The organism is Streptomyces sp. NPDC127117, from assembly GCF_042677325.1.
Taxonomy (GTDB): domain Bacteria; phylum Actinomycetota; class Actinomycetes; order Streptomycetales; family Streptomycetaceae; genus Streptomyces.
Window position 1 is genome coordinate 82,729 of record NZ_JBHXTM010000014.1, and the last position, 21,774, is coordinate 104,502.

Sequence of the window (21,774 nt, forward strand, 5' to 3'; positions counted from 1 at the left end):
CGAACGAGGGACAACCATGAGAATCCTCTTCGCCGGAGCACCTGGAATCGGACATGTGATGCCGCTCGTGGCGCTGTTGAAAGAATTCCGCAGAGCAGGCCATCACACGGCACTGGCCGTGAGTGACGCTTTGCCGCAGGAGATCTTTCCACCTGGTGTGCCTCGCTACTCCAAGGGGGCGGAGTCCTTTCCGGTGGACCCGCCGACGCGCGGCCCTGCCCGGGAGCAATGGTGGGGCGAACAGAACCGGAGGATGGCCTGGGTCAGTTACCGGGACACCGCGCGCATCATCGGGGAGTTCCAACCGGACCTGATCGTGCGTGACTTCGCGGAGCGCGGTGCCTTGCTGGCCGCGGAGTCCGCCGGAGTCCGCCATGCCACGATGCTGACGGACTCCACCACCGCTCTGGAGCGGCAGCTCACGCGGGAGGGGGCCCTCATGGCCCCCCTGCGTACCGCGCTGGGGCTGACGGAGGACCTCGACGGCGCCTGCCAAGTGCCCCTCATGGGGGTGTCCTTGATGCATCCCGACTTCTACGGCACGAACGCCCGGCTCATCCCGAACGCGCGGTTCTTCCGCCCGCCCGCCCCACGCAAACCGGCCGTCCCGGCCGAGCGCGCCGGTCACGTCCCACGCATCCTGATCACCATGGGGACCACGGCGACGGTTCCCCATCTCGACTTTCTGAGTGTCGCGCTCAGCGGCTTGCGTGGCTCTGGCGCCGAGGTCGTTGTGGCCGCTCCGGACGAAATCGCGGGCCAACTGGCTTCCAGGTTCTCGTACGCCACCATCCTGGGGTTCGTCCCACTCGAACCGCTCATGGACGGGGCCGATCTCGTCGTGGGGCACGGCGGATTCGCCACCATGACCGCGGCCTTGAGCCGGGGCATCCCCCTCCACCTCACCCCGTTCCACAGCGACCAGTTCTTCAATGCCGAACGAGCCCTGTCCTGCGGATTCGGCACAGCGCTGCGATGGGAGGACTGCTCGTCGGCAAACCTCGCCGAGAGCCTCCTCACCACCGTGCACTCCACAACGATCAGAACGGCCGCCAGGGAGTTCGCTCGGCGTATGCAGACGCTGCCCGCACTGGCGCAATGCGCCGAACTGCTGACGGAGCCTCTGAGGGGAGCGGAAATCCTGTGAGTGTCCGGATCGACAGGGACTGCGGCAGCAGCAGGACCACTCGGATCGCCGAGTCCTGCCGTCGCCGCCCGCCGGCCCCGAGGTTCGCCCCCGAGCGGTGGAGGCGGACGCCCCGGAGCACGAGGCGGGCAGCAGTTCCAGCTGCAAGCGGCAGATCCCGCCGTCCGTCGTGGCATCTCACGCACTGCATCCCGAAGCTGTCCGTCCCGACCAGAACAAGCCCACAGCTCGGCTCTCCGACGAAGTCCTGGCCGGGGCCGGAACTCGTCCGCTGCCAGGAGAAGGGTGTGGATCATGCGTCAGTTGCTGGCTGACTTCAGGGACGCGCAGTGCGCGCAGCGCGTGGACTTCGCGGCTGAGGAGGCGCCGGACCGCATCGTGAGAGCACTTCGTGAGCGGGGATTCGCCCTCGTCGCGATGGGGGGATCCGGAGAGGCCGACGTAGCGCTCAAAACCCTGGCCACCGCACTGCACCTGGGCGACCCGTACGTTCCCGCCCTCTATCAGAACGCGTCGGCACGCGAGTACTCCGCCTCCTACAGTGACATCCGCAGCGATGCCGAGGACCGGCATCCGGGCTTCAGTACGACCGCGGGGCAGGGCTGGCACGTTGACGGTCTTCTCGACGCCATCGGTGTCATCAAGACCACCGTTCTCTTCTGTGTCCGGGCCGCCCATCGAGGCGGCGAGACGCTGCTCTTCAATTCGCCCGCCGCGTTCGCCGCACTCCGCAGGACTGACCCGGCGGCAGCGAAGGCACTTCTCTCACCCGTCGCCCTCAGGCGCCGGGCCACCATACCGGGCGTCGATGCGAGCGCCACGGGCCCCGTCTTCCGCACCGAGCCGAACGGTGACCTCATTACCCGCTACACGGACAACGAGACCTGTGAATGGGCCTTCTCCGCCGGGCCGCCCGGCGGGCTCCACCGGGCGCTGGAGTTCCTCCGCGCGGCATCCGAAGAGCCGCGGTACCGGCTGTCGGTGCGTCTGGCGGCGGACGAGGCTCTCGTCTTCCGCAACGACCGGCTCTCGCACGGCCGCCAACCGTATGAGGACACCCCGGACACACGCCGGCACCTCGTCAGGGCTCTCTACACGAAGGCCCCCACGGCGACCGGCCTGCCTGGCCCCCGCTGATCGCGTCGGCCCCGATTCCCGACGAAGGAGAGACAGTGGAAACAACGCACCGACACGGCACGGCGCCCACTGCCGAGGCGAGCGGCATCACGCGCATCCGGCAGGCCCTCACGCGGTTCCGCCGGCACGAGAGGTCCGCCGTCGATGCCGTGAACCTTGTACCCAGCGAGAACCGGATGTCGCCGCTCGCGCAACTTCCTCTCCGCAGCGACTTCTACAATCGGTACTTCTTCAACGACCGGCTCGACCCTGCCTTCTGGCAGTTCCGCGGCGGCCAGGAGGCCGCTGAGCTGGAAACGGATCTGGCCCTCAACAGCCTCGCCCACCTGGCCCGAGCCCCTCACGTCAACGTGCGGCCCATATCCGGGATGTCGGCCATGATGATCGCCATGGCCGGCCTCGCAGGCCCGCCCGGCGCGACGGTGGTGTCCATCGAAGCCTCGTCCGGAGGGCACTACGCCACGTCTGACGTGGCCGCGCGGCTCGGGTTCTCCTCGCGTACCGTGCCGGTCACCCGGGGCGTCGTCGATCCGGAACGGCTGGGGCGCGTCCTGCGCGAGGAGCAGCCGCGACTCGTCTACCTCGACCTGCAGAACAGCCTGCATGAGCTGGATGTGCGTGGCGTCGTCCGCCTCATCGAGGAGCACTCCCCCAGCACTCTGCTGCACGTGGACTGCAGCCATACCTTGGGCCTGGTCCTCGGCGGGGCGATGGCCAACCCTCTCGACGAGGGCGCGGACAGCACGGGCGGCTCGACCCACAAGACCTTCCCCGGGCCGCACAAGGGCGTCCTGGTCACCCGGGACGCCGAGCTGCGGAACCGCCTACGGGACGCGCAGTTCAGGATGCTCAGCAGCCACCATTTCGCGGAGACCCTCGCCCTGGGCTTCGCCGCGGCCGAGTTCTGCCACTTCGGCGCCGACTACGCGGCACAGGTGCTCGCCAATGCCCGGCTGTTCGGCTCCCTCCTCAGGGAGGCTGGCTTCAATGTCGTTGCCGACGACGACGGGCCTGCCACCAGCACCCACCAGGTGTGGGTACGGATCGGCTCAGCGGCAGACACCGACGGCTTCTCGCAGGCGCTGTACGACCTCGGGATCCGGGTCAACGTCCAGGTCGACCTGCCCGGGGTGCCAGGGCCCGTGCTCCGGCTGGGAGTGAGCGAGCTGTCCTTCATCGGCGGCGGTCCGGAGGCCTTCACCGCTCTCGTCGACGAGTTCAGGAACGCGCGGGACGGTCTCCATCAGGACGGCAAGGGCGGTCGGCGTGTCCTTGAAGTCTGCGGGGCCCCGCACTACTTCACGGATCTTGGCTAGGGCCGTCCCGCATTCCCCGGCAGGCGCTCGACTACAGCTATGACACCTCGCCACGTTGCCGGAACATCCGAACACATCAGGTATGCGGACATCATCCTGCCCTGCGATGCTCCGCAACCAACGCCACGCGCTCATCCACCGGGGCCGGCACGTGGAGCGCCTCTACGAAGTCACCTTGAGCGGCTTCATGGACCGGCTGGCCACCGAGGTACGTGCAGGGTGAGCCGCATCGCGTGTGCGGGACCGCTGAGTGCGGGACTGTGCAGCGAGCACCGCCCATCTACCGGTTCATATCCAACAGACCGCTAGCCAATGGAGTGAGATCATGGAGTACCGGGACATCGGGATTCGACCCGTCGTGACCGCGCAGGCCAACTCGACCCCGCTCGGTGGGTGCACCCTCAGCGAGGGCGTGGTCGCGGCGATGAGCAATGCCGCGAAGTACCACGTCAACATGGATGAACTCTGGCAGGCCGCCGGCGACTTCATGGCCGAGGTGACAGGGACCGAAGGCGCGTGCCCCGTCACGGGCGCAGCCGCCGGGATGGCCATTTCCGTTGCCGCGTGCATTGCGGGCAGCGATGCCCTGAGCATCCAGCGCCTGCCTGATGCCGGTGGGCTGCCCAATGAGATCGTGCTGCAGAAGGGCCATTCCATCAGCTACGGGGGGGCACCGATCACCCAGATGATCGCACTCGGCGGCGGAAAGGCCGTCGAGGTGGGCGCCGTCAATGAAACACAGGTGAGTCACATCGCCGGCGCCATCACGGAACGGACAGCGGCGCTGGTATACGTCACATCTCACACGCACGCGGTCCACCGAAAAGGGGTGTCGCTCGACGAGATGATCGCTGTCGGCCGGGAGCACAACGTCCCCGTCATCGTTGACGCCGCGGGCGAGGAGGACCTGCGCCGCTGGCCGACGTCGGGAGCCGACCTGGTGATCTACAGCGGTCCCAAGGCGCTGGGCGCCCCGACTTCTGGTTTCGTGTGCGGGCGCGCGGACCTGATCGCAGCCTGCCGTGAGCAGTACCACGGCATTGCCCGGCCCATGAAGGTCGGCAAGGAGAACCTGCTGGGGCTGCTCCAGGCCATCCGTGAATACACGTCCGTCACGGCGGACGAGAGGGCCCAGGCCCAGCGAGTCAGGATGACGCGGCTCTCGGATCGGCTGGACAAGATGCCCGGCCTTTCCACCCGCGTGATCCAGGACGAATCCGGGAGAAGCATCTACCGGGTGTTGCTGACCATCGATCCGATGACGGCCGGACGGAACGCCACCACCCTCGCGAAGGAGATGGCCGACGGTACGCCGTCCGTCTACCTTCGCGACTTCAAGATGCATCTGGGCCAGCTCGAGGTTGACCCCCGCGGGCTCACTGCGGACGGCGAGGAGGCGGTTGTTCGCCGGCTGGGGGAACTGCTACGGGAAAGGGCATCATGAAAGGGAACGCCCCGGCCGGCGTCCGGTACGGCGCCGAATGAACCGACCGGGGGCACGGTCCCGCTGGTCGGGCGCCGAACTCCCCGGCCATCCGCGTCATGCCGCACAGTACGCGCAGGAAGGTGACGCATCGCCGGTCGCGGAAGCACTTCGGGACGACGGCCTTGTCGTCCCGCGTCTGGAGGAAACACCTTCGAGGCGCCGCACCGGGCACAGGGAGCTGCGAGGCCGGTGAGGTGTATATCAACGGCTGGGGATCGAACCGCTGACGGTCTCGAAAACGATCCGGCGACGGATCTCGCAGCTGCCTGGGTCATCCTCCCGGCATCGGCCAGGCTTGGGAACCAGCCCTCCCCGGGGGTCGGAAAACATGGGGGCACCGCAGACCGGCGGGCGCACGGTCGCCTTCTCTCCCAAAGCTGTTGATCAAAATTCAGCATGTTCTCGCCGCACCGTCGGACCCTGATCAGGTCCGACGACACCGCGATTCGGACGCCTCCCCGTGCACGTAGGCGCCGAAGGCGAAGGCATCCACAACGAGGCCGGCCACGCGCTTGCCCCGTCGAATCGATGTGTGACTCTCCAACCGCCCTCCACCGCCGCTGCCGCGCCCTGGCATCGACGGGCCGGTCAGGGGGAAAGGCAGCTCCTTGCCCACCGCAGGGGCGCACGCCTAGGCTGAATGCGCTTTCAGTGGAAGAGGAACCCGGGCACCGGAACGCCGCGACACCGGGCAGCGCATCCCCACAACCACGCGCCACCAATTGGCAGGAGAGGCTGAGCATCAGTATGAGCACCCCCACGGTGTACGACGTCGCCGCACGGGCGGGCGTCTCCATCGCGACAGTGTCGCGCTTCTACCGGACCCCGGGGGCGGTGCGACCCGAGACCCGCGACCGAGTGCAGGCAGCGGTGGATGAGTTGGGCTATGTGCCGAGCGGAACCGCACGTGGGCTCGCCAACCGCACCACTGGCGTGCTCGGCCTCTGTTTCCCCGACTTCCACGACGCCGGGGCGGCCAACGCGGCGCAGGCCGATGACACCGAACTGATGTTGTACTCCGACGAGGTCATCCGCGGCATGCAGCGTGCGGCGGGACGTCACGGCTACGCACTGTTGCTCACCAACTCGCGCGATCGCCATGCCGGCGAACAACTGGCTGAGGCTGCCGGACGGGTGGACGGGATGGCCGTGCTCTCGAAAACGGTCTCGCCCGAGACACTGGAGGTGGTGTCGCGTCGATTACCCATCGTGATGCTCGCCGGCCGACGGGATGATGCTCACGATCACGTCCAAGTGGCGAATTCCAAAGGCCAGTTGGAGCTGACTCGGCATCTCATCGTCGATCACGGCCTTCGCCGGCTCACCTTCGTCGGTGGCCCGTCGGACTCTCCCGACTGTGAAGCCCGCTTCCAGGGATTCCTGGCCGCCCACCATGAAGCCGGCTTACCACTCCCCGAACAACCGCACATTCGGGGCGACCTCACCCAGGCCGCCGGGCACCGGGCTGTCATGAAGATCCTGGACGGACGGGGCGAGCGACCTCAGGGAGTGGTCCTGGCAAACGATCAGATGGCAGTGGGTGCCTTACGCGCCCTGGCATCGCGCGGCATCCGTGCACCGGAAGAGATGGCCGTGACCGGCTTCGACGGGATCGCGCTGAGCCGACTGGTACAGCCCACATTGACAACCGTACGGCAGCCCATGGCGCGTCTTGGCAAGGAAGCTGTGGAGCTGCTCATCGCACGGCTCAAGGACCGGAAGCGGGCCGCTGTGGCACGGCTGTTGCCGGTCAAGGTCGTCCGCCGGGCAAGCTGCGGCTGCGAGCCCGACAGACGCGGCTCCGAATGACCCGACAAGCGAGGGACTGCGCTGCAGCCCGGTGTCCGGGAAATGCCTCCCACCATTGAGGCGCACGTAGCCGAACCACCGCGGAGAGCTACGAGACCCCGTACGGGCGGTTCCGGATCCAGAACAAGGACGCCTGGATCGCCGGATGCCGGGGCGCGTGCGAGCGCGAGAGGCAAGCACGGGGAAAACGGCGACCTATAGCAGGGCAGTGGTGATCGCCTGCCCCCGCACCGCGCTGTCCAGCACCGTGAACAGGGCCAGCAGCGCGACGAGGGAGTGGCCGGCCAGACCGCACACCGCGACGGCGAGTCCGATGCCGAGGACGGCGCGGACACTGCTGCGCAGCCTCAGCCGGCCCGGGTCCGGGGCGACGAACATCCTCTTCAGCACCAAACGCTTCGCGGCCCCTGACTCAAGCCGGGCAGGTCCACTGGGCCATTGGCACATTCACTGCCGGGGCGGTGCGCCATCAGTAAGCCAACGGACCGGCGGGGTACCGAAACCCCGGCCGGTGACCGCACCGCCCCCGCGCCGATCGCTACTCCTCGCCCGGCCGCACCGCCGTGACCTCATCGGCCGGGGTCAGCAGGTCTGTCAGACGGCGGGCCGAAGCGTCCCAGGACCAGGACTCCCGGACCCACTCGCGGCCCGCGGCGCCCATCGCCGCCCGGTCGGGGTCCAGGAGTATCCCGGTCAGCGCCTCGGCGACGGCCGCGGGGTCGGTGCCGTCCACGACCCGGCCGGTCCTGCCGTCGAGGACGGTGTCCGGGGCGCCGCCCGAGTCGCCGACGACCACCGGCAGACCGCTCGCCGCCGCCTCCAGGAACACGATCCCGAGCCCCTCCGCCTCCAGACCGGCCCTCCGGGTACGGCACGGCATCGCGAAGACGTCCGCCGCGGCGTAGTAGGGCGGGGTGTCGGTGTGCGAGACGCCGCCCGCGAAGTGGACCGCTCCCTGACCGTGCCGCGCCGCGAGTCTGCGCAGCCGGGCCTCGTCGGGCCCCCGGCCGACCACCACCAGCTCGGCGTCGGGCACCTTGCTGCGGATCAGCGGCAGGGCCCGGATGAGGGTGTCCTGGCCCTTGCGGGGGACGAGCCTGGCCACGCAGAGGATGACGCGCTTGCCGTGCAGGGCGAGTTCGGTGAGGGGGTCGGGGCCGTCGTCGACGCGCGGCCGGTACACCTCGGCGTCGACCCCGGGAACCAGCCGGCTCATACGGGCGCGCGGGCCGAGCGCGGGCTCGATCCGGGCGCGGGTGTACTGGCCCAGATACGTGACCACGTCGACGCCATCGCCTATCCGGCGCATCAGCCCGCGCGCACCGGGGGTTCTGGCCCACCAGATCTCGTGGCCGTGGGTGGTCGCCACGATGCGCCGTACGCCGCTGCGCCGCAGGGCCGGTGCCATCAGGGCCAGCGGGGCGGCGGCGCCGAACCAGACCCGGTCGCAGCCGTGGGCCCCGGCGATCTCGACGGCCCTGCGGGTGACCCGGCCGGTCGGCAGCAGTGTGCGGGCGGCATCCCGTACGACGGGGAACGGCAGGCCCACGTCGTAGGCGGTGTCGCCGGGCTCGTGCGAGGTGTAGACGACAACGTCGTCGTCCGGCACCCGGGTGGCCATCGCGTGCACGAAGGTCTCGATGCCGCCCTGGCGTGGCGGGAAGTCGTTGGTGATGACAAGGGTGGAGCCCATGGACTCTTCGGTTCCTTCGGTCGTGGACGGAATCGGTCGGACCGTGTGCGGAGGGCGGCTCATCGCCGTGGGTCGCGGGGCGCGACGACTCGCCGGGCGGCCCTCGGCCGCTCGGTGGTCCCGGGTCGTACGCCCCTGGGCTGTGGCGCTCCTGCCGTCATTCGGGCATGCCGGAGCGATCGACGTGCGCGGGCGCCGTGTTGTGTGCGCTGCGTTGTGCCGGCGGGTCTTGTTGTGCCGGTTGTGTTGTGCTGGTCGCGCGGTGCGGGGTGTGTTGTGGGGCCGGCTCAGTAGCCGGAGGGACGCACCAGGCCCGTTTCGTAGGCGTGGACCGCTGCCTGGGTCCGGTCGCGCAGACCCAACTTGGCCAGGATCCTGCCCACATGGGTCTTCACGGTCTGTTCGGCGACCACGAGACGCACGGCGATCTCGGTGTTGGACAGGCCCTGTGCGATCAGGGCCAGGACCTCGGTCTCACGTTCCGTCAGCTCGCCGGTACGGTCCTTGAGCGGGGCTCGTGGGCCGGCGCTGACCCGGGCGAACTCGGCGATCAGCCGCTTGGTGATGTTCGGCGCGAGCAGGGCCTCGCCCTCCGCCACCACTCGTACCGCATGGGCGAGTTCGTCGGCAGAGGCGTCCTTCAGGAGGAACCCGGACGCGCCCGCGCGCAACGCCTCGTAGACGTACTCGTCGAGATCGAAGGTGGTCAGGACGAGAACCTTCACGGTGGCACCGTCGGCCCCGGTGATGACGCGTGTCGCCTCGATTCCGCCGAGCCGGGGCATGCGGATGTCCATGAGGACGACGTCCGGGGCGAGTTCGGCCACCTTCTCCACGGCGTCGGCACCGTCCACCGCCTGGCCGACGACCTCGATGCCCGGTTCGGCGTTCAGCAGCACCGTGAAGCCCTGCCGGACCATCATCTGGTCGTCGGCGATCAGTACGCGGATGGCCGTCATCGGGTGTCCTCGGCAGGGTCGGCGGGAGCGGCGGAACCGGCGGGCTCCGCGGTGGGTGGTGCGGGCAGTATCGCAGTGACTTCGTAGCCGCCGCCGGGGGTCGGGCCGGTGGCGAGTTCGCCGCCCAGCATCGCGGCGCGCTCGCGCATGCCGAGCAGGCCGTGGCCAGCGCCCGTGGTGGGCGGGGCGGGGCGGTCCGGCGCGGTGTTGGTGACCCGTACCGTGACCCCGGCCACCCGGTGGCGGATCTCCACCCGCACCCGGGCCCCCGGTGCGTGCCGCATCGCGTTGCTGAGCGCCTCCTGCACGATGCGGAACGCGGACAGCTCGACGCCCGGCGACAGTGGGCGCGACTCCCCGGTGGTCTCGGCGGTGACCTCGACGCCGGCGCCGCGTGCGTTGCCGATCAGTTCGTCCAGCCTGTCCAGCGTGGGCTGGGGGGCGTGCCGCGCGGCCTGGGGCAGGGGGTCCTCGGAGCGCAGTACGCCGAGCACCCGGCGCAGTTCGGTGAGCGCATCGACCGCGTTGCGGCGGATGCCCTCGACGTTCTCCCGCAGTTCGTCGGACGGGTTCTCGACCAGGTGCGGGACGACCTGCGCCTGGATGGAGATGACCGACATGTGGTGGGCGACCACATCGTGCAACTCGCGGGCGATGCGGTTGCGTTCCTCCAGCAGGGTGCGTCTGGAACGCTCCTCTGCGGTGAGTTCCTCCTGTACGACCAGCTTCGTACGGACCACCACGAGGCCGCGCAGGGCACCGCCCACCACCACGGTGAGAACGAGGGCGGCGATCGCGAGGCGGATGTCGTGGGCGCTGCGCCACGGCGTGCTCGCTCCGCAGGCGAGCCCCAGCAGCAAGGTGATCGTCAGGGTCTCGGCGGCGATCCGGGGACGCACCCGTAGCGCGAGCAGGAACAGCACTCCGGCCTGCATCGCGATCCCGGCCCCGCTCCAGGGGTACGCCCCACTCCACGGGAACGCCCTCTGACCGGCGTTCGCGGCGAACGGGGTGACCATCACCATCCCGATCATCGACGCCCACCAGGCCGGCACCGGCCGGTACAGCGCGACGACGAACGCCACCGACTGGATCCCGGCGAACAGGATGCCGAGCTGGATGCCCATCCCGAAGTCGAAGGCGTACTGGTTGGTGCCGACGATGAGCACCGCCACCGCGAGCATCACCAGCGGCACCATGATCACCGGCCGCCATTCCAGCCAGCGCGGCCGCCCCACCTGCCCGTTCGGATCGGCCGCCAGTGTCAGGAGGTCCTTGCGCAGGATGCCGGGCCATGCCCGCAGTGCCTGCGCCGAACGTCTCGTCATGTCCCCCGGGTTCACAGCTCGCACCTTAGGGCCTTTCATTCGGATCATGCCGGACGCGTCCGGACCGGAGGCCCCAGGACGGGCTCTGGTCGTACCGCGGCGCCACCGGCCGGGTGGTGCGTCCCTCGCGGACGACCAGGCTCTTCCTTCGCGGCCGCCGCTGTTCGTGGCCGCGGAAGGCCAGCCAGCAGATCAGCAGCGCCACCGCGAACGCCGGCAGCCAGGCCAGCCGGGCCAGCACCCAGCCGGGTTCGTCGGGCATGGTGTGCAGACCCGGCAGCGACCCGCCCACCCACAGTCCGGTCGCGGTGGCCGCGATCATCGCCGTCTGGTGCCACAGGAACACCGTCATCGCCGAGAGGTTCACCGTCGCCACCACCGCCCAGAGCGCGGGGCGTCGCAGTGCCCGGCGCAGCGGGCCGATCAGCAGCAGCGCCGCCCCGCACTGCGCGAGACCGAAGGTGACCACGGCGAGGGTCGGCGGGTCGAGGTTGGAGACGGCCACGCCGGGGACGCCGACCATGGCCGCGGGGTACCCGGCCCACAGGATGAGTGCGACGGTGGCCGCGGCGCCGCCGAGCAGCAGTGTCCAGCCGGTCCGGCGGCTCTGCAGTTCGCCCCGGGACCAGGCCGCACCCAGGCAGTACGGCACCAGCCAGCCGGCCGCCACATTGACCGAGGCTAATCCGCCGGGCGCGTCCAGGCCGAACCGGTAGAGGTCGACGACCACTACGACGGCCAACGGCCACAGCGGATGGAGCTTCGCCACCAGCGGGGTCGCCGCCGTCAGCGCCGCGAAGACCACGAGGAACCAGAGCGGGGACCACACCAGTTTGCACAGTGCGCGCACGGTGTCCTGATCCACGCCGGAGGCGAGCATCACGCAGGCCGCCACGGCCCACACGACGGGCACCACGGCCAGCGGGCGCAGCAGCCGGCTCATCCGGGCACGGAGCCACCGGCCGTAACTCTCGCCCCTGGCGCGGGCGCAGGCGTGGCTCTTCGCGCCGACGAGTCCGCCGACCAGGAAGAAGAGCGCGAGGGTCTGGAGCAGCCAGGACACCGGTGTGAGTCCGGGCAGGTACCGGAGCGGGCTCGCCCCGTGCACGGTGCCGCTGTCGACGACGAGTGCGGTGACCAGCCAGTGGCCGAGGACGACGCCGAGGATGGCGATGGCGCGCAGTGCGTCGACGGCCCGGTCGCGGTCGGCGGGGGTGGCGGATTCGATCCGCCGGGCGAAGTCACCCATGGCGCTCTCCCGTGGGCTCTGCGGATCCGGCCGCCCCGGCCACGATCCGGGCCATGTTCCTCAGCGGTTCGGAACCGGTCTTCAGGTAGTCGCTGTGACCGCCGGATCCCGCCTCGAAGGGTTCGGCGCCGAACGCGGGCGAGACCGGGTCCGTGCCGAACCCGATGCCGGCGAAGGGCAGGCGGAGTTCGATGTGAGGTACGCCGGCGATCCAGTCGCCGCTGCCGCGGCCCGCCCAGACGGTGGCCGGGGTGTGCAGGGCGGCGGCGTTCCGGTAGCCGGTGCCCGGGCTGCCGTACAGGACGATGTCGGAGACGCGCAGACCGTGCGCGGCCCGCGCGCAGACGACGGAGCCGTAGGAGTGGCAGAGCAGGGTGGTCCGGGCGGCGGGCCTCAGACGTGTCAGCTCCCCGATGAATCGCGCCAGTTCGGGGGCTGCCTCGATGGCCCGGGTCGAGGTCAGCGAGGCCGGGCTCACCGTCGTCGGCGTGCGGTATCCGAGCCAGGCGACCACCGCCGAGCGCCCGCCCAGCTCCTTGCGCAGGGCGCGGGCGCCGTTGCGCAGCCGCCAGTAGTGGTCGATGTCGATGCCGGCGCCGGGGACCAGCACGGCGATGCGTTCCGCGTGGGACAGATCGCCGACGACCTCGGCGGAACGGCCGCCGTCCCGGCCGTCGAAGGTGAGGAAGCGGCGGCCGGGGTCGGCCAGCTCGTGCAGCGCGGCGGCCCGCTTGTGGTCGCCGTGGCCGGCCGCCGCCCGCTCGGCCGCGCCGATGTCGGCCCGGGTCTCGGCGTACCGCTCGGCCAGGGCATCGGGCGTGGCGGTGCGCAGCGGGACGTGGGCGGCCGGGGCGGGTGCCGGAACGGCCGCCGGGACCGCGGCGCCCGAGACGGGGACGGCCACCGAGGCGGCCACCAGTGCGGCGAGCAGGCCGCGGCGCAGCCGGGATCTGCGCGGATGGGACTGCATGGCGGGTTGTTCCTCCCGTACCTGGTGGCTGTGGTGCTCAGGTACAGAAGCTATGAACAGCGCCCCGTAGTCGGCGTCCAACCGGGGTGTGAACCTGTTCCGTAGCTCTCAGGGACTACAGGTATGACACGTGGGCCGGGGCGGGGTGGCTCTCCGCGACGGGGGCTGCTGTGCCGTTGGTACAGTCGCAGCCCGGATCGTCGTACCAGAAGGAGGCCGGTGGACCATGGCGGTGGACGCCCTCGACACCCGTATCCTCCGGTTGCTCATCGAGCAGCCGCGTACCAGCGTCCGTGAGTACGCGCGCATCCTCTCCATCGCCCGGGGCACCCTCCAGGCCCGGCTCGACCGGCTGGAGCGGGACGGTGTGATCACCGGCACCGGACCGGTCCTGTCCCCCGCCGCCCTGGGGCACCCGGTGCTGGCCTTCGTCCATCTCGAAGTCACCCAGGGGCATCTCGACGAGGTGGGCGAGGCGCTCGCCGCGGTGCCGGAGATCGTCGAGGCGTTCTCGACGACCGGCGGCGGGGATCTGCTGGCCCGGGTGGTGGCCCGGGACAACGGGCACCTGGAGGATGTGATCCAACGGCTGATCCAGTTGCCCGGAGTGGTCAGGACGCGTACCGAGGTGGCGCTGCGGGAACGGGTGCCGCACCGGCTGCTGCCGCTGGTCGAATCGGTCGGCCGTACGGCGGCCGGCGGCCGGATCTGATCGGCGCGACGGGGGCCGCGTACGGCCGGCCGTTCACGGCGTCACGATCCCGTCCCGCGCCCGCCCGGCGGGATCCGGCTTCCTGATCTTGCCGGTGGCCGCCATCGGGGCGGTTCCACCCGCGCCCCGCCGGCCACCGCTGCCTGGCCGAGCGGTGAACCGGGCGGGATGGGCCTGGAGGGCGCCGTACAGCTCGCCCACCGCAAGGAACTCGCGGCGATCATGGACCCCGGGGAGCGCGAACGGGTCTTCCGGGAGCGGGTCGCAGAGCTGTACGAACACGGCAAGGCGGTCAACGCCGCGGCGGCTCTGGAGATCGACGCGGTGATCGACCCGGCGGACTCTCGTGCCTGGATCCTCTCCGCGCCGGACGGCTGGGCGCCGGACAACGCGCCCGGCGGTCGCCGCCCGTTCGCCGACACCTGGTGTGAAGACCGCTCCGCGGCGCCGGATATCCGGCCATTCGACCGCCCTGAGCGGACAGAACCGCTCCACGGGACCGCGAGGTCCGGCGGCCCGATATCCTGATCTTGCCGCGCGCCCCCCACCTCGCCCCGACCCCGTCGGGTCGCCGCCGTGGCAGCAGAAGCGGCCCACAATTCGAGATTGGTGCACAGTGCTGGTAGCTGGTCGGTACCGGTTGGTTTCCCCCATCGGCCGTGGCGGCATGGGTGAGGTGTGGCGTGCCTCGGACGAAGTCCTCGGCAGAGCGGTCGCCGTGAAGTTGCTGCTCGGCGACCACGCGGACGAGTCGGCCACCGCCCGGTTCCGGCTGGAGGCGCAGACCGCGGCCCGGCTGAGCCACCCCCATCTGGTGGCGGTGTTCGACTTCGGGGCCTGGGAGGACCGCTTCTACCTCGTGATGGAGCTCGTCGAGGGCAGAAGCCTGGGCGATCTGCTCGCCGCCGAGGAGCGGCTGGGGGCAGGACAGGTCGCCCGGATCGCCGGTCAGGCGGCGGCGGGGCTGGCCGCCGCCCACCGCCAGGGCGTCGTGCACCGCGACATCAAGCCCGGGAACCTGATGCTGGACGCCGAAGGGTCGGTCAAGATCGGCGACTTCGGTATCGCCCAGTTCGTCGACGACCCCTCCGCCGCGCTGACCACCACGGGGCAGATCGTCGGCACCAGCCTCTATCTCGCCCCGGAGCGCGCGCTCGGCCGTACGGCCGGTGCGGCGTCCGACATGTACTCCCTCGGCTGCGTGATCTACCAACTCCTGCTGGGCGATCCACCGTTCCGCTCGGACACGGCGACCGCCACGCTCTATCAACATGTCGACACAGCTCCGGTGCCGCTCCGTCAGCGGGGCGTCGACCTGTCCCCGGCCTTCGACTCCTATTTGCTGGGGCTGCTCGCGAAGCAGCCCGAGGACCGGCCGAACGCCCAGCAGGTCGCCGAGTGGTTCCAGAGCGATGCCTGGCGGGGGCAGCCGGAGCCGCTGCCGATGTACGCGCCCACTCCTCACCCTGCGGCACCCGGCGTTCCGCACGGACCCGCCCCGGCCGGCACGGGTCTGCCCCGCACTCCGGCGCCCGCCCCCGCGTACGGCTCCGCCGAGCAGAGTCCGGGCCCGGCGACGTACCGGCTGCCGCAGTCCGGTGGCCGCAGACGGCGCCCGGCGGAGCGGACCGTGCCCGTCCGGCGGCGCACCGGCGCCCGGGAGGCGATCCGGCGCCGTCCCAGGGTGGCGAGCGCCATCGCCGGTACGGTCGCCTTCATCGCGGCCGTGTACCTGGGGATGACCCTGTTCTCCCCGGACTCCGCCCCGGCCGACACCCCGGACACCGGCTCCACCGCCTCCACCGGCCCCGAACCCTCCGGTCCCGCGTCGGCACCGCTGCCGCCGGCCGGGGACGAGGAGGACGAGGAGGACTGACGCCGCCGGGCCGGGCGGACGCGGGTTCTCCTCGACCCGATTCCGCCGGGCCGGGCCGACGGCAGTTCCGCTCGGCCTGACCCCGCGTCAAGCAAGCGTCAGGACCCCGCAGCTCCGCATCAGCGGTTCGTCAACGCGGGGCCTGCGGGCCGGTCGGCTGTCTAGCGTCGCTGCCATGCAACGCCACATCGGCCTGCGGTGGCCGTCTCCTCCCGGCATGACCGCCCATGACCACGGCTGGGCCGCGGATCTGCGCTTCGCGGTCCACTGCGCCGTCGCACTCCTCGGGCTGCTGCTGGCCGTCGATGCGGCGGCCCGTCATCTCACCTGGCCGCGTGCCCTGTTGTGGGCGGGGCTCTCCGCCCTGTTGTGCGCGGTCCTGGTGCCGCCACGGGTCCGCGCGGGTGCCGGATGGCTCTCGTCTCGGGGACTGCTGTACGAGCGCTCGGTGCGCACCGACCGGCTGGTGTCGGCGCGTTGGTCGGACGGAATCGCCCAGCGGCTGGTGCTCCGGGATTCCGACGGCAACCGGGTCGAGGTCGACCCGGAGGTGTTCCTCGCGAACCCGGCGCTGTGGCACCGGCTGGACGAGGACGTGCGCGGCTGCGTGCAGCGCGGGACGCTGCGGTGCGGGGTGACGGCGCTGCGGCAGCTGGCCGACCGTATCGACCGCAGACACGCGCGAGCGGTGTTCACGGCCTCCGGGCTGGAGTGACCGCCCCGCCCATCACCGGTGTTGTGCGATCCCACCAGCGCGGCTTGACCAAACTTGCCAAGTCCCCCGGAAACCTTCGCAGTTCATTGACGAGTCCATGACGACATGTGAGTGTTCGGTCGCTCGATCACGGACACCACGGGCGCGGACGGCCGACGACGGCCGGGGCAAGTGCGTCATCGTACGCGGCTGCCCGTGATCGAGGCCCCCCGAGTCAAGGAGCCTCGATGAAACTCAGACCGTTGACGGCCGGGACGACCCTGGCCGTCCTCGCCGCAATGCTGGTCGTCACCGGCGGGCAGTCGGCGTCCGCCGAACCGTCCCCGCCCGCCCCCTCCGCGCTCTCGGCCGCCGTGTCCGCGGCCGACCGGGCGGTCGCCAGTGGTCTCGACACCCTGGCGAAGGGGCCCGAGGAGCGGTACGAGCGCCAGATGGTGACCCCGTGGGTCAAGGGCATGTACTCCGTCGCGTACCAGCGCACCTACCGCGGACTGCCGGTCGTCGGCGGGGACGCCGTCGTGGTGGCCGACTCCGAGGGCCGGGTCCGCGGCACCCAGTCCGCGGTGTCCCGGCGGATCAACGTGGCGACCGTGCCCACCGTTTCCGCGAAGGCGGCCGAGACCACCGCCCGCAAGAAGCTCCGCACGGTGAAGCGGGTGGAATCGCGCCGGCTCGTGGTCCGTGCCACGGACAAGTCCTCCCGGCTGGCGTGGGAGACGGTGCTCACCGGGCGCACCGCCGAGGCCCCCAGCCGGCTGCATGTCTTCGTCGACGCGGGCACCGGCAAGGTGATCGACAGCTACGACGACGTCAAGGCGGGCACCGGCAACAGCCAGTGGAACGGCCCGTCACCGCTGGCCATCGACACCACCGCCTCGGGCGGCAGCTACTCGCTGCGCGACCCCAACCGGCCCGGTCTGAGCTGTGCCGACTACAGCACGGGCAGTGTCTTCACCAAGTCGAGCGACTCCTGGGGCACCGGCAACGCCTCCAGCAAGGAGACCGGCTGCGTCGACGTCATGTGGGCGGCGCAGCACGAGTGGAACATGCTGAAGGACTGGCTGGGCCGCAACGGACACAACGGCAACGGCGGCAGCTGGCCGGTCGAGGTCGGGCTGAACGACGTCAACGCCTACTGGGACGGCTCATCGGTCTCCATCGGCCACAACAACGCCAATCAGTGGATCGGCGCGATCGATGTGGTGGGCCATGAGTTCGGCCACGGCATCGACCAGTACACACCCGGCGGCGCCAACAACGAGTCCGGTCTCGGGGAGGCCACCGGCGACATCATGGGCGCCCTGACCGAGGCGTACACCAATGAGCCGGCTCCGTACGACGACCCGGACTACACCGTCGGCGAGAAGATCAACCTGGTCGGCAACGGGCCGATCCGGATCATGTACAACCCGGGCCAGATCGGCGACCCGAACTGCTACAGCTCCTCGATACCCAACACCGAGGAGCACGCGGCGGCCGGTCCGCTCAACCACTGGTTCTACCTGCTGGCCGAGGGCTCGAACCCGGGCGGCGGCAAGCCCTCCAGCCCCACCTGCAACAGCTCCTCGGTCACCGGTGTCGGCATCCAGAGCGCCGGCAAGGTCTTCTACGGCGGCATGCTGCTGAAGACGAGCGGGATGACCTACAAGCGCTACCGCACGGCAACACTGACCGCCGCGAAGAACCTCGACCCCGGCTGTGTGCTCTTCGACCGGACCAAGGCCGCCTGGGACGCCATCAGTGTCCCCGCGCAGAGCGGCGACCCGACCTGCACGGCCAGTGGCAACAACGACTTCACGATGTCCATGGACCCGGCGTCGGGCTCGGTGAAGCCGGGCAGTTCGGTGACGGCCGCGGTGCGGACCGCGGTCAGCTCCGGGAGCGCGCAGTCGGTCGCCCTGACGGCGAGCGGCCTGCCGAGCGGTGTCACCGCGGCCTTCAGCCCGTCGTCGGTGCAGGCCGGGGCGTCCTCGACGATGACCGTGTCGGCGTCCTCGAACGCCACGCCCGGCGCGTACACCTTCACGGTGAAGGGTGACGGCACCCAGAGCCACACCGCGCAGTACACCCTGACGGTCGACAACGGGGGCGGCAATCCGGGCGGCAGCGCACCGGACATCAGCGTCGCCAACGTACAGGCGCACCTGACGCAGCTGAACACCATCGCCACCCAGAACGGCGGCAACCGCCGGGCCGGCAGCGCCGGTTACACGGCCTCCCTCGCCTATGTGAAGAGCAAACTGCAGGCCGCCGGCTACACCGTCAGCGAGCAGACCTGCACCAGCTGCACCTACCGCGGCAACAACCTGATCGCCGACTGGCCGGGCGGCCCGTCCGACCAGACGATCATGTTCGGTGCCCACCTGGACGGCGTTTCGGCCGGCCCCGGCATCAACGACAACGGTTCGGGCTCGGCCACCCTGCTGGAGAACGCCCTCACGCTGGCCCAGCGCAACCCGACCATGACGAAGCACGTCCGCTTCGCCTGGTGGAACGGCGAGGAGCAGGGGCTGCAGGGCTCCGAGTACTACGTCGGCCAGCTCAGCTCGGCCCAGCGCAGCGCCATCAAGGCGTACTACAACTTCGACATGGTGGCCTCGACCAACGGCGGCTACTTCATCAACAACGTCAACTCGGCCGCCTCGGCGCCGATGAAGGAGTATTGGGACTCGCTGAACCTCTCGCCGGAGGAGAACGTGGAGGGCCAGGGACGGTCCGACGACTACTCCTTCCAGCAGGGCGGCATCCCCACCTCCGGGTACGCGACCGGCGCCAGCGACACCAAGACGTCGGCGCAGGCCGCCAAGTGGGGCGGCACGGCGGGCCGTTCCTACGACTCCTGCTACCACTCGTCCTGTGACACCACGGCCAACATCAACGCGACCGCCCTCGACCGCAGCGCCGACGGAGTCGCGTACACCGTGTGGAAGACCTCGGTCGGCAGCACCGCGCCCGCCGACGACTTCTCCGTCTCGGTGAAGCCGGTCTCCGGCAATGTCCAGCCGGGTGCCTCGGTCACCGCCACGGTGTCCACCGCGACCACCGGTGGCTCCGCACAGTCCGTGCAGCTGACGGCCTCCGGCGCGCCGAGCGGCGTCACCGTCTCGTTCGCCCCGGCGTCCGTGCAGTCGGGCTCCTCCTCGACGATGACCGTCTCCGCCGGGGCCCAGGCCGCGGCGGGCACGTACACCATCACGGTGACCGGCACCGGCAAGGCCACCCACACCACCACGTACTCGCTCGTCGTCGGTGGTGGCGGCAGCACCTGCCAGGCCCGGCAGGTCGTCGCCAACGGCGGCTTCGAGGACGGCGTCGCTCCCTGGACCCAGTCGGACGGAGTGATCAACAACCGGACGTCGGAGAAGCCGGCCCACACGGGTGCGTACACGGCCTGGTTCGGGGGCTGGGGATCCACTCACTCGGACACCGCCTCGCAGTCGCTGACCGTTCCGTCGGGCTGCTCGACGTACAAGCTGTCGTTCTATCTGCGCACCGACACGGACGAGTCGGCGGGCGATCCGACCGCGTACGACACCTTCACCGTGAAGCTGGGGACCAAGACACTCGCGACGTACTCCAACGTGGACGCCGCCGGCTCCTACGCCCAGAAGACCTTCGACGTCGGTGCGTTCGCCGGCCAGACGGTCACCCTCGGATTCACCAGCAGTGAGGACGCCTATCTGCAGACCAGCTTCGTCGTGGACGACGTGACGCTGAACGCAAGCTGATTCCAAGGAAGTTCACCATCCGGGGCGGGGCGTGTGCACACACGTCCCGCCTCCGGCGCGTCAGCGGACGACGGCCGCCAGCCTGCGGGTGAAGTCGTCGGTCTCCGGCCGGTTGTCCTGCCGGGCCGCCAACCGGGTGTGCAGTCCCCGCAGTTCCTGCCCGAGCAGCGTCGACGCGGTGACCTCGGTGGTGTCCAGGACCGGTCCGGCGATGGCGATCGCCGCCTGCGGGTCCTGGGCACAGGCATGGGCGTCCGCCATCCGTACCTGGAACAGCATCCGCGCCGAGTGCATGTCCGGCGGGAGCAGACCGAGCGCGGAGCCGGCCGCGTCCACGGCGCGCAGCGCCAGCCGGCGGTCCCCGGTCACCGCTGCCAGGTCCCGCAGCGCCCCGGCGGCGCCGGACTCCACCCGCAGGCGCACGGAGGCGACGGAGAGCCATGGCGCCTCCGTCTCGTCCTGTTCACCGACCCGGTCCAGCTGCGACCAGGCACGGTCGATGTGGGCCAGGGTCTGCCGGGCGTCGCCCCGTACCGCGTGGCCTCGCGCCAGGTACAGATCGCTCATCGCACCCGCCCAGTACCGGCCTGCGGCGGCCTGCCGGATCGCGCCTCCGTAGGCGAGAGCGGACGGGCCGTCGCCCTCCAGCCGGGCCAGGGTGCTCATGTCGCTGAGCGCGGCCACCTCCGTGCCGACATGACCGGCCAGCTGGGCCCAGACCAGCGAGCGGTCGAGCCAGGCCATCGCCGTCGCGTTACGGCCCCACAGCAGCCGCAGACAGCCGGCGGACTGCGCGTACTCGGCCGCCAGGGGTGCGAGTTGGCGCTGATACGGCGCCGAGGGCAGCGCCATCCAGCGGAGCATCGCGTGCAGGGTGCGCTCGACCACTGCGGTCGCTCCGGGCCAGGCACGTTCCTCGTCGGCCCGCAGGCAGACGGCGAGGAGCGCCGTCAGGGCGTGCACCGTGTCGATGTCCAGCGGAGGGTGCGACACGTCGGCCGGGCCGAGCGAACAGAAGGCGGAGTGCAGGGCGATGACGTCGGCGAGCACAGGGACGGTGCAGCCGTCCCGGCCGTGCACCGGGCACATCAGCCCGTAGCTGGGCAGACCGCTGGGCAGGACGGTGTCCGGCGGCAGCATCGCGAGCAGGGTGCCGCCCGCGGGCTCCCCGGGCAGCGGGCCCTGCCGTGCGGGGGCCGGTGCGGGAAGTGTTCCCACACTGTCCTCGCCCGTGCGGCCCGCTCCTTCGGCCTCGGCCGCCTCGCAGGCGGCGAGCAGGGCGCCGCCCGCCGTCATCAGCGCGTCCAGCCTGCGGGCCAGCGGCAGCGGGGTCCTGCGGGTGCCGTGCTCCAGCTTGCTGATGGCGGTGTGGTCGTAGCCGACGCGGGCCCCCACCTGGGCCTGGGTGAGCCCGGCACGCCTGCGCCACTGGCGCAGGCGGGTACCGAAGACTCGCCATGCCTCCGCGGTGCGGGCATCCGGCGCCGGGCCCATGCCCTCGGTCACCCGGAACTCCGCGGAGCCCCGCCGGATTCCCCACCCGTGCCATGCTCATGGCTCATAGCCGGGAAGGATAGCGAGCGCGCGGGCGCGCTGTCCCCCGGGCGGCGGGAAGACGGCGCCGCCGCTCGACTCCCCTGCCCGGACGG

16 protein-coding genes and 1 pseudogene are annotated in these 21,774 nt (G+C 70.8%); 10 read left to right on the top strand and 7 right to left on the bottom strand.

The window, feature by feature from the left end; all coding sequences use genetic code 11:
- The first annotated feature begins 67 nt into the window (after positions 1–67).
- The 5 genes from ACFVH0_RS15050 to ACFVH0_RS15070 all read left to right on the top strand — a co-directional run bounded on the left by ACFVH0_RS15050 (position 68) and on the right by ACFVH0_RS15070 (position 6,895).
- Positions 68–1,147: a glycosyltransferase gene (locus ACFVH0_RS15050; RefSeq protein WP_385820165.1), complete on the top strand. Its 1,080-nt coding sequence runs from the start codon at positions 68–70 to the stop codon at positions 1,145–1,147.
- A 294-nt stretch (positions 1,148–1,441) separates the two neighbouring features.
- Positions 1,442–2,284: a TauD/TfdA family dioxygenase gene (locus tag ACFVH0_RS15055; protein ID WP_385820167.1), complete on the top strand. Its 843-nt coding sequence runs from the start codon at positions 1,442–1,444 to the stop codon at positions 2,282–2,284.
- 149 nt (positions 2,285–2,433) lie between these two features.
- Positions 2,434–3,600, top strand: a complete 1,167-nt coding sequence (locus ACFVH0_RS15060; RefSeq protein ID WP_385820169.1) for a hypothetical protein — start codon at positions 2,434–2,436, stop codon at positions 3,598–3,600.
- A 325-nt stretch (positions 3,601–3,925) separates the two neighbouring features.
- Complete coding sequence (locus ACFVH0_RS15065) at positions 3,926–5,044, top strand: hypothetical protein (protein ID WP_385820171.1); 1,119 nt, start codon at positions 3,926–3,928, stop codon at positions 5,042–5,044.
- 789 nt (positions 5,045–5,833) lie between these two features.
- Positions 5,834–6,895, top strand: a complete 1,062-nt coding sequence (locus ACFVH0_RS15070; RefSeq protein ID WP_385820174.1) for a LacI family DNA-binding transcriptional regulator — start codon at positions 5,834–5,836, stop codon at positions 6,893–6,895.
- A 198-nt stretch (positions 6,896–7,093) separates the two neighbouring features.
- Here the strand turns inward: ACFVH0_RS15070 and ACFVH0_RS15075 are convergent.
- From ACFVH0_RS15075 to ACFVH0_RS15100, 6 genes and pseudogenes are all read right to left on the bottom strand, one after another.
- Positions 7,094–7,285: pseudogene (locus ACFVH0_RS15075) on the bottom strand (FUSC family protein); the annotation flags it as partial.
- Positions 7,286–7,433: 148 nt separating this feature from the next.
- The gene (locus ACFVH0_RS15080; RefSeq protein WP_385820176.1) at positions 7,434–8,588 is read right to left on the bottom strand and encodes a glycosyltransferase family 4 protein; all 1,155 of its coding nucleotides are present in this window, start codon (positions 8,586–8,588) and stop codon (positions 7,434–7,436) included.
- Between the two features lie 287 nt (positions 8,589–8,875).
- Positions 8,876–9,547 (bottom strand): response regulator, encoded by a 672-nt coding sequence (locus ACFVH0_RS15085; protein WP_385820178.1) that lies wholly within the window; start codon positions 9,545–9,547, stop codon positions 8,876–8,878.
- Complete coding sequence (locus ACFVH0_RS15090; RefSeq protein WP_385820180.1) at positions 9,544–10,875, bottom strand: sensor histidine kinase; 1,332 nt, start codon at positions 10,873–10,875, stop codon at positions 9,544–9,546. Before ACFVH0_RS15090 ends, ACFVH0_RS15085 begins: the two co-directional genes overlap by 4 nt.
- 25 nt (positions 10,876–10,900) lie before the next feature.
- Complete coding sequence (locus tag ACFVH0_RS15095) at positions 10,901–12,124, bottom strand: acyltransferase (protein ID WP_385820182.1); 1,224 nt, start codon at positions 12,122–12,124, stop codon at positions 10,901–10,903.
- On the bottom strand, positions 12,117–13,094 hold the full coding sequence (locus tag ACFVH0_RS15100; protein WP_385820184.1) for an alpha/beta hydrolase: 978 nt from the start codon (positions 13,092–13,094) through the stop codon (positions 12,117–12,119). Before ACFVH0_RS15100 ends, ACFVH0_RS15095 begins: the two co-directional genes overlap by 8 nt.
- A gap of 226 nt (positions 13,095–13,320) precedes the next feature.
- Between ACFVH0_RS15100 and ACFVH0_RS15105 the strand changes: the two genes are divergently transcribed.
- The 5 genes from ACFVH0_RS15105 (at position 13,321) to ACFVH0_RS15125 (ending at position 20,125) form a co-directional block, all read left to right on the top strand.
- Positions 13,321–13,806: an Lrp/AsnC family transcriptional regulator gene (locus ACFVH0_RS15105; RefSeq protein ID WP_385820186.1), complete on the top strand. Its 486-nt coding sequence runs from the start codon at positions 13,321–13,323 to the stop codon at positions 13,804–13,806.
- Positions 13,807–13,974: 168 nt separating this feature from the next.
- Positions 13,975–14,334, top strand: coding sequence for a hypothetical protein (locus tag ACFVH0_RS15110; protein WP_385820188.1), 360 nt, complete (start codon positions 13,975–13,977; stop codon positions 14,332–14,334).
- A 139-nt stretch (positions 14,335–14,473) separates the two neighbouring features.
- Positions 14,474–15,682: a protein kinase gene (locus ACFVH0_RS15115; protein WP_385820190.1), complete on the top strand. Its 1,209-nt coding sequence runs from the start codon at positions 14,474–14,476 to the stop codon at positions 15,680–15,682.
- 175 nt (positions 15,683–15,857) lie between these two features.
- Positions 15,858–16,397: a hypothetical protein gene (locus ACFVH0_RS15120; protein WP_385820191.1), complete on the top strand. Its 540-nt coding sequence runs from the start codon at positions 15,858–15,860 to the stop codon at positions 16,395–16,397.
- A gap of 227 nt (positions 16,398–16,624) precedes the next feature.
- Positions 16,625–20,125: a M28 family peptidase gene (locus ACFVH0_RS15125; protein ID WP_385820193.1), complete on the top strand. Its 3,501-nt coding sequence runs from the start codon at positions 16,625–16,627 to the stop codon at positions 20,123–20,125.
- 60 nt (positions 20,126–20,185) lie between these two features.
- On the opposite strand, the gene ACFVH0_RS15130 is transcribed toward ACFVH0_RS15125, so the two are convergent.
- A complete protein-coding gene (locus tag ACFVH0_RS15130; RefSeq protein WP_385820194.1) occupies positions 20,186–21,631 on the bottom strand; it encodes a helix-turn-helix domain-containing protein in 1,446 nt (481 codons plus the stop codon).
- Between the last annotated feature and the right edge of the window lie 143 nt (positions 21,632–21,774).

Coding starts and splice junctions, on each gene's coding strand:
- ACFVH0_RS15100 (WP_385820184.1), bottom strand. CDS start 13,094: ATGCAGTCCCATCCGCGCAGATCCCGGCTGCGCCGCGGCCTGCTCGCC.
- ACFVH0_RS15070 (WP_385820174.1), top strand. CDS start 5,834: ATGAGCACCCCCACGGTGTACGACGTCGCCGCACGGGCGGGCGTCTCC.
- ACFVH0_RS15065 (WP_385820171.1), top strand. CDS start 3,926: ATGGAGTACCGGGACATCGGGATTCGACCCGTCGTGACCGCGCAGGCC.
- ACFVH0_RS15085 (WP_385820178.1), bottom strand. CDS start 9,547: ATGACGGCCATCCGCGTACTGATCGCCGACGACCAGATGATGGTCCGG.
- ACFVH0_RS15115 (WP_385820190.1), top strand. CDS start 14,474: ATGGGTGAGGTGTGGCGTGCCTCGGACGAAGTCCTCGGCAGAGCGGTC.
- ACFVH0_RS15090 (WP_385820180.1), bottom strand. CDS start 10,875: ATGACGAGACGTTCGGCGCAGGCACTGCGGGCATGGCCCGGCATCCTG.
- ACFVH0_RS15110 (WP_385820188.1), top strand. CDS start 13,975: ATGGGCCTGGAGGGCGCCGTACAGCTCGCCCACCGCAAGGAACTCGCG.
- ACFVH0_RS15105 (WP_385820186.1), top strand. CDS start 13,321: ATGGCGGTGGACGCCCTCGACACCCGTATCCTCCGGTTGCTCATCGAG.
- ACFVH0_RS15125 (WP_385820193.1), top strand. CDS start 16,625: ATGAAACTCAGACCGTTGACGGCCGGGACGACCCTGGCCGTCCTCGCC.
- ACFVH0_RS15095 (WP_385820182.1), bottom strand. CDS start 12,124: ATGGGTGACTTCGCCCGGCGGATCGAATCCGCCACCCCCGCCGACCGC.
- ACFVH0_RS15080 (WP_385820176.1), bottom strand. CDS start 8,588: ATGGGCTCCACCCTTGTCATCACCAACGACTTCCCGCCACGCCAGGGC.
- ACFVH0_RS15120 (WP_385820191.1), top strand. CDS start 15,858: ATGCAACGCCACATCGGCCTGCGGTGGCCGTCTCCTCCCGGCATGACC.
- ACFVH0_RS15055 (WP_385820167.1), top strand. CDS start 1,442: ATGCGTCAGTTGCTGGCTGACTTCAGGGACGCGCAGTGCGCGCAGCGC.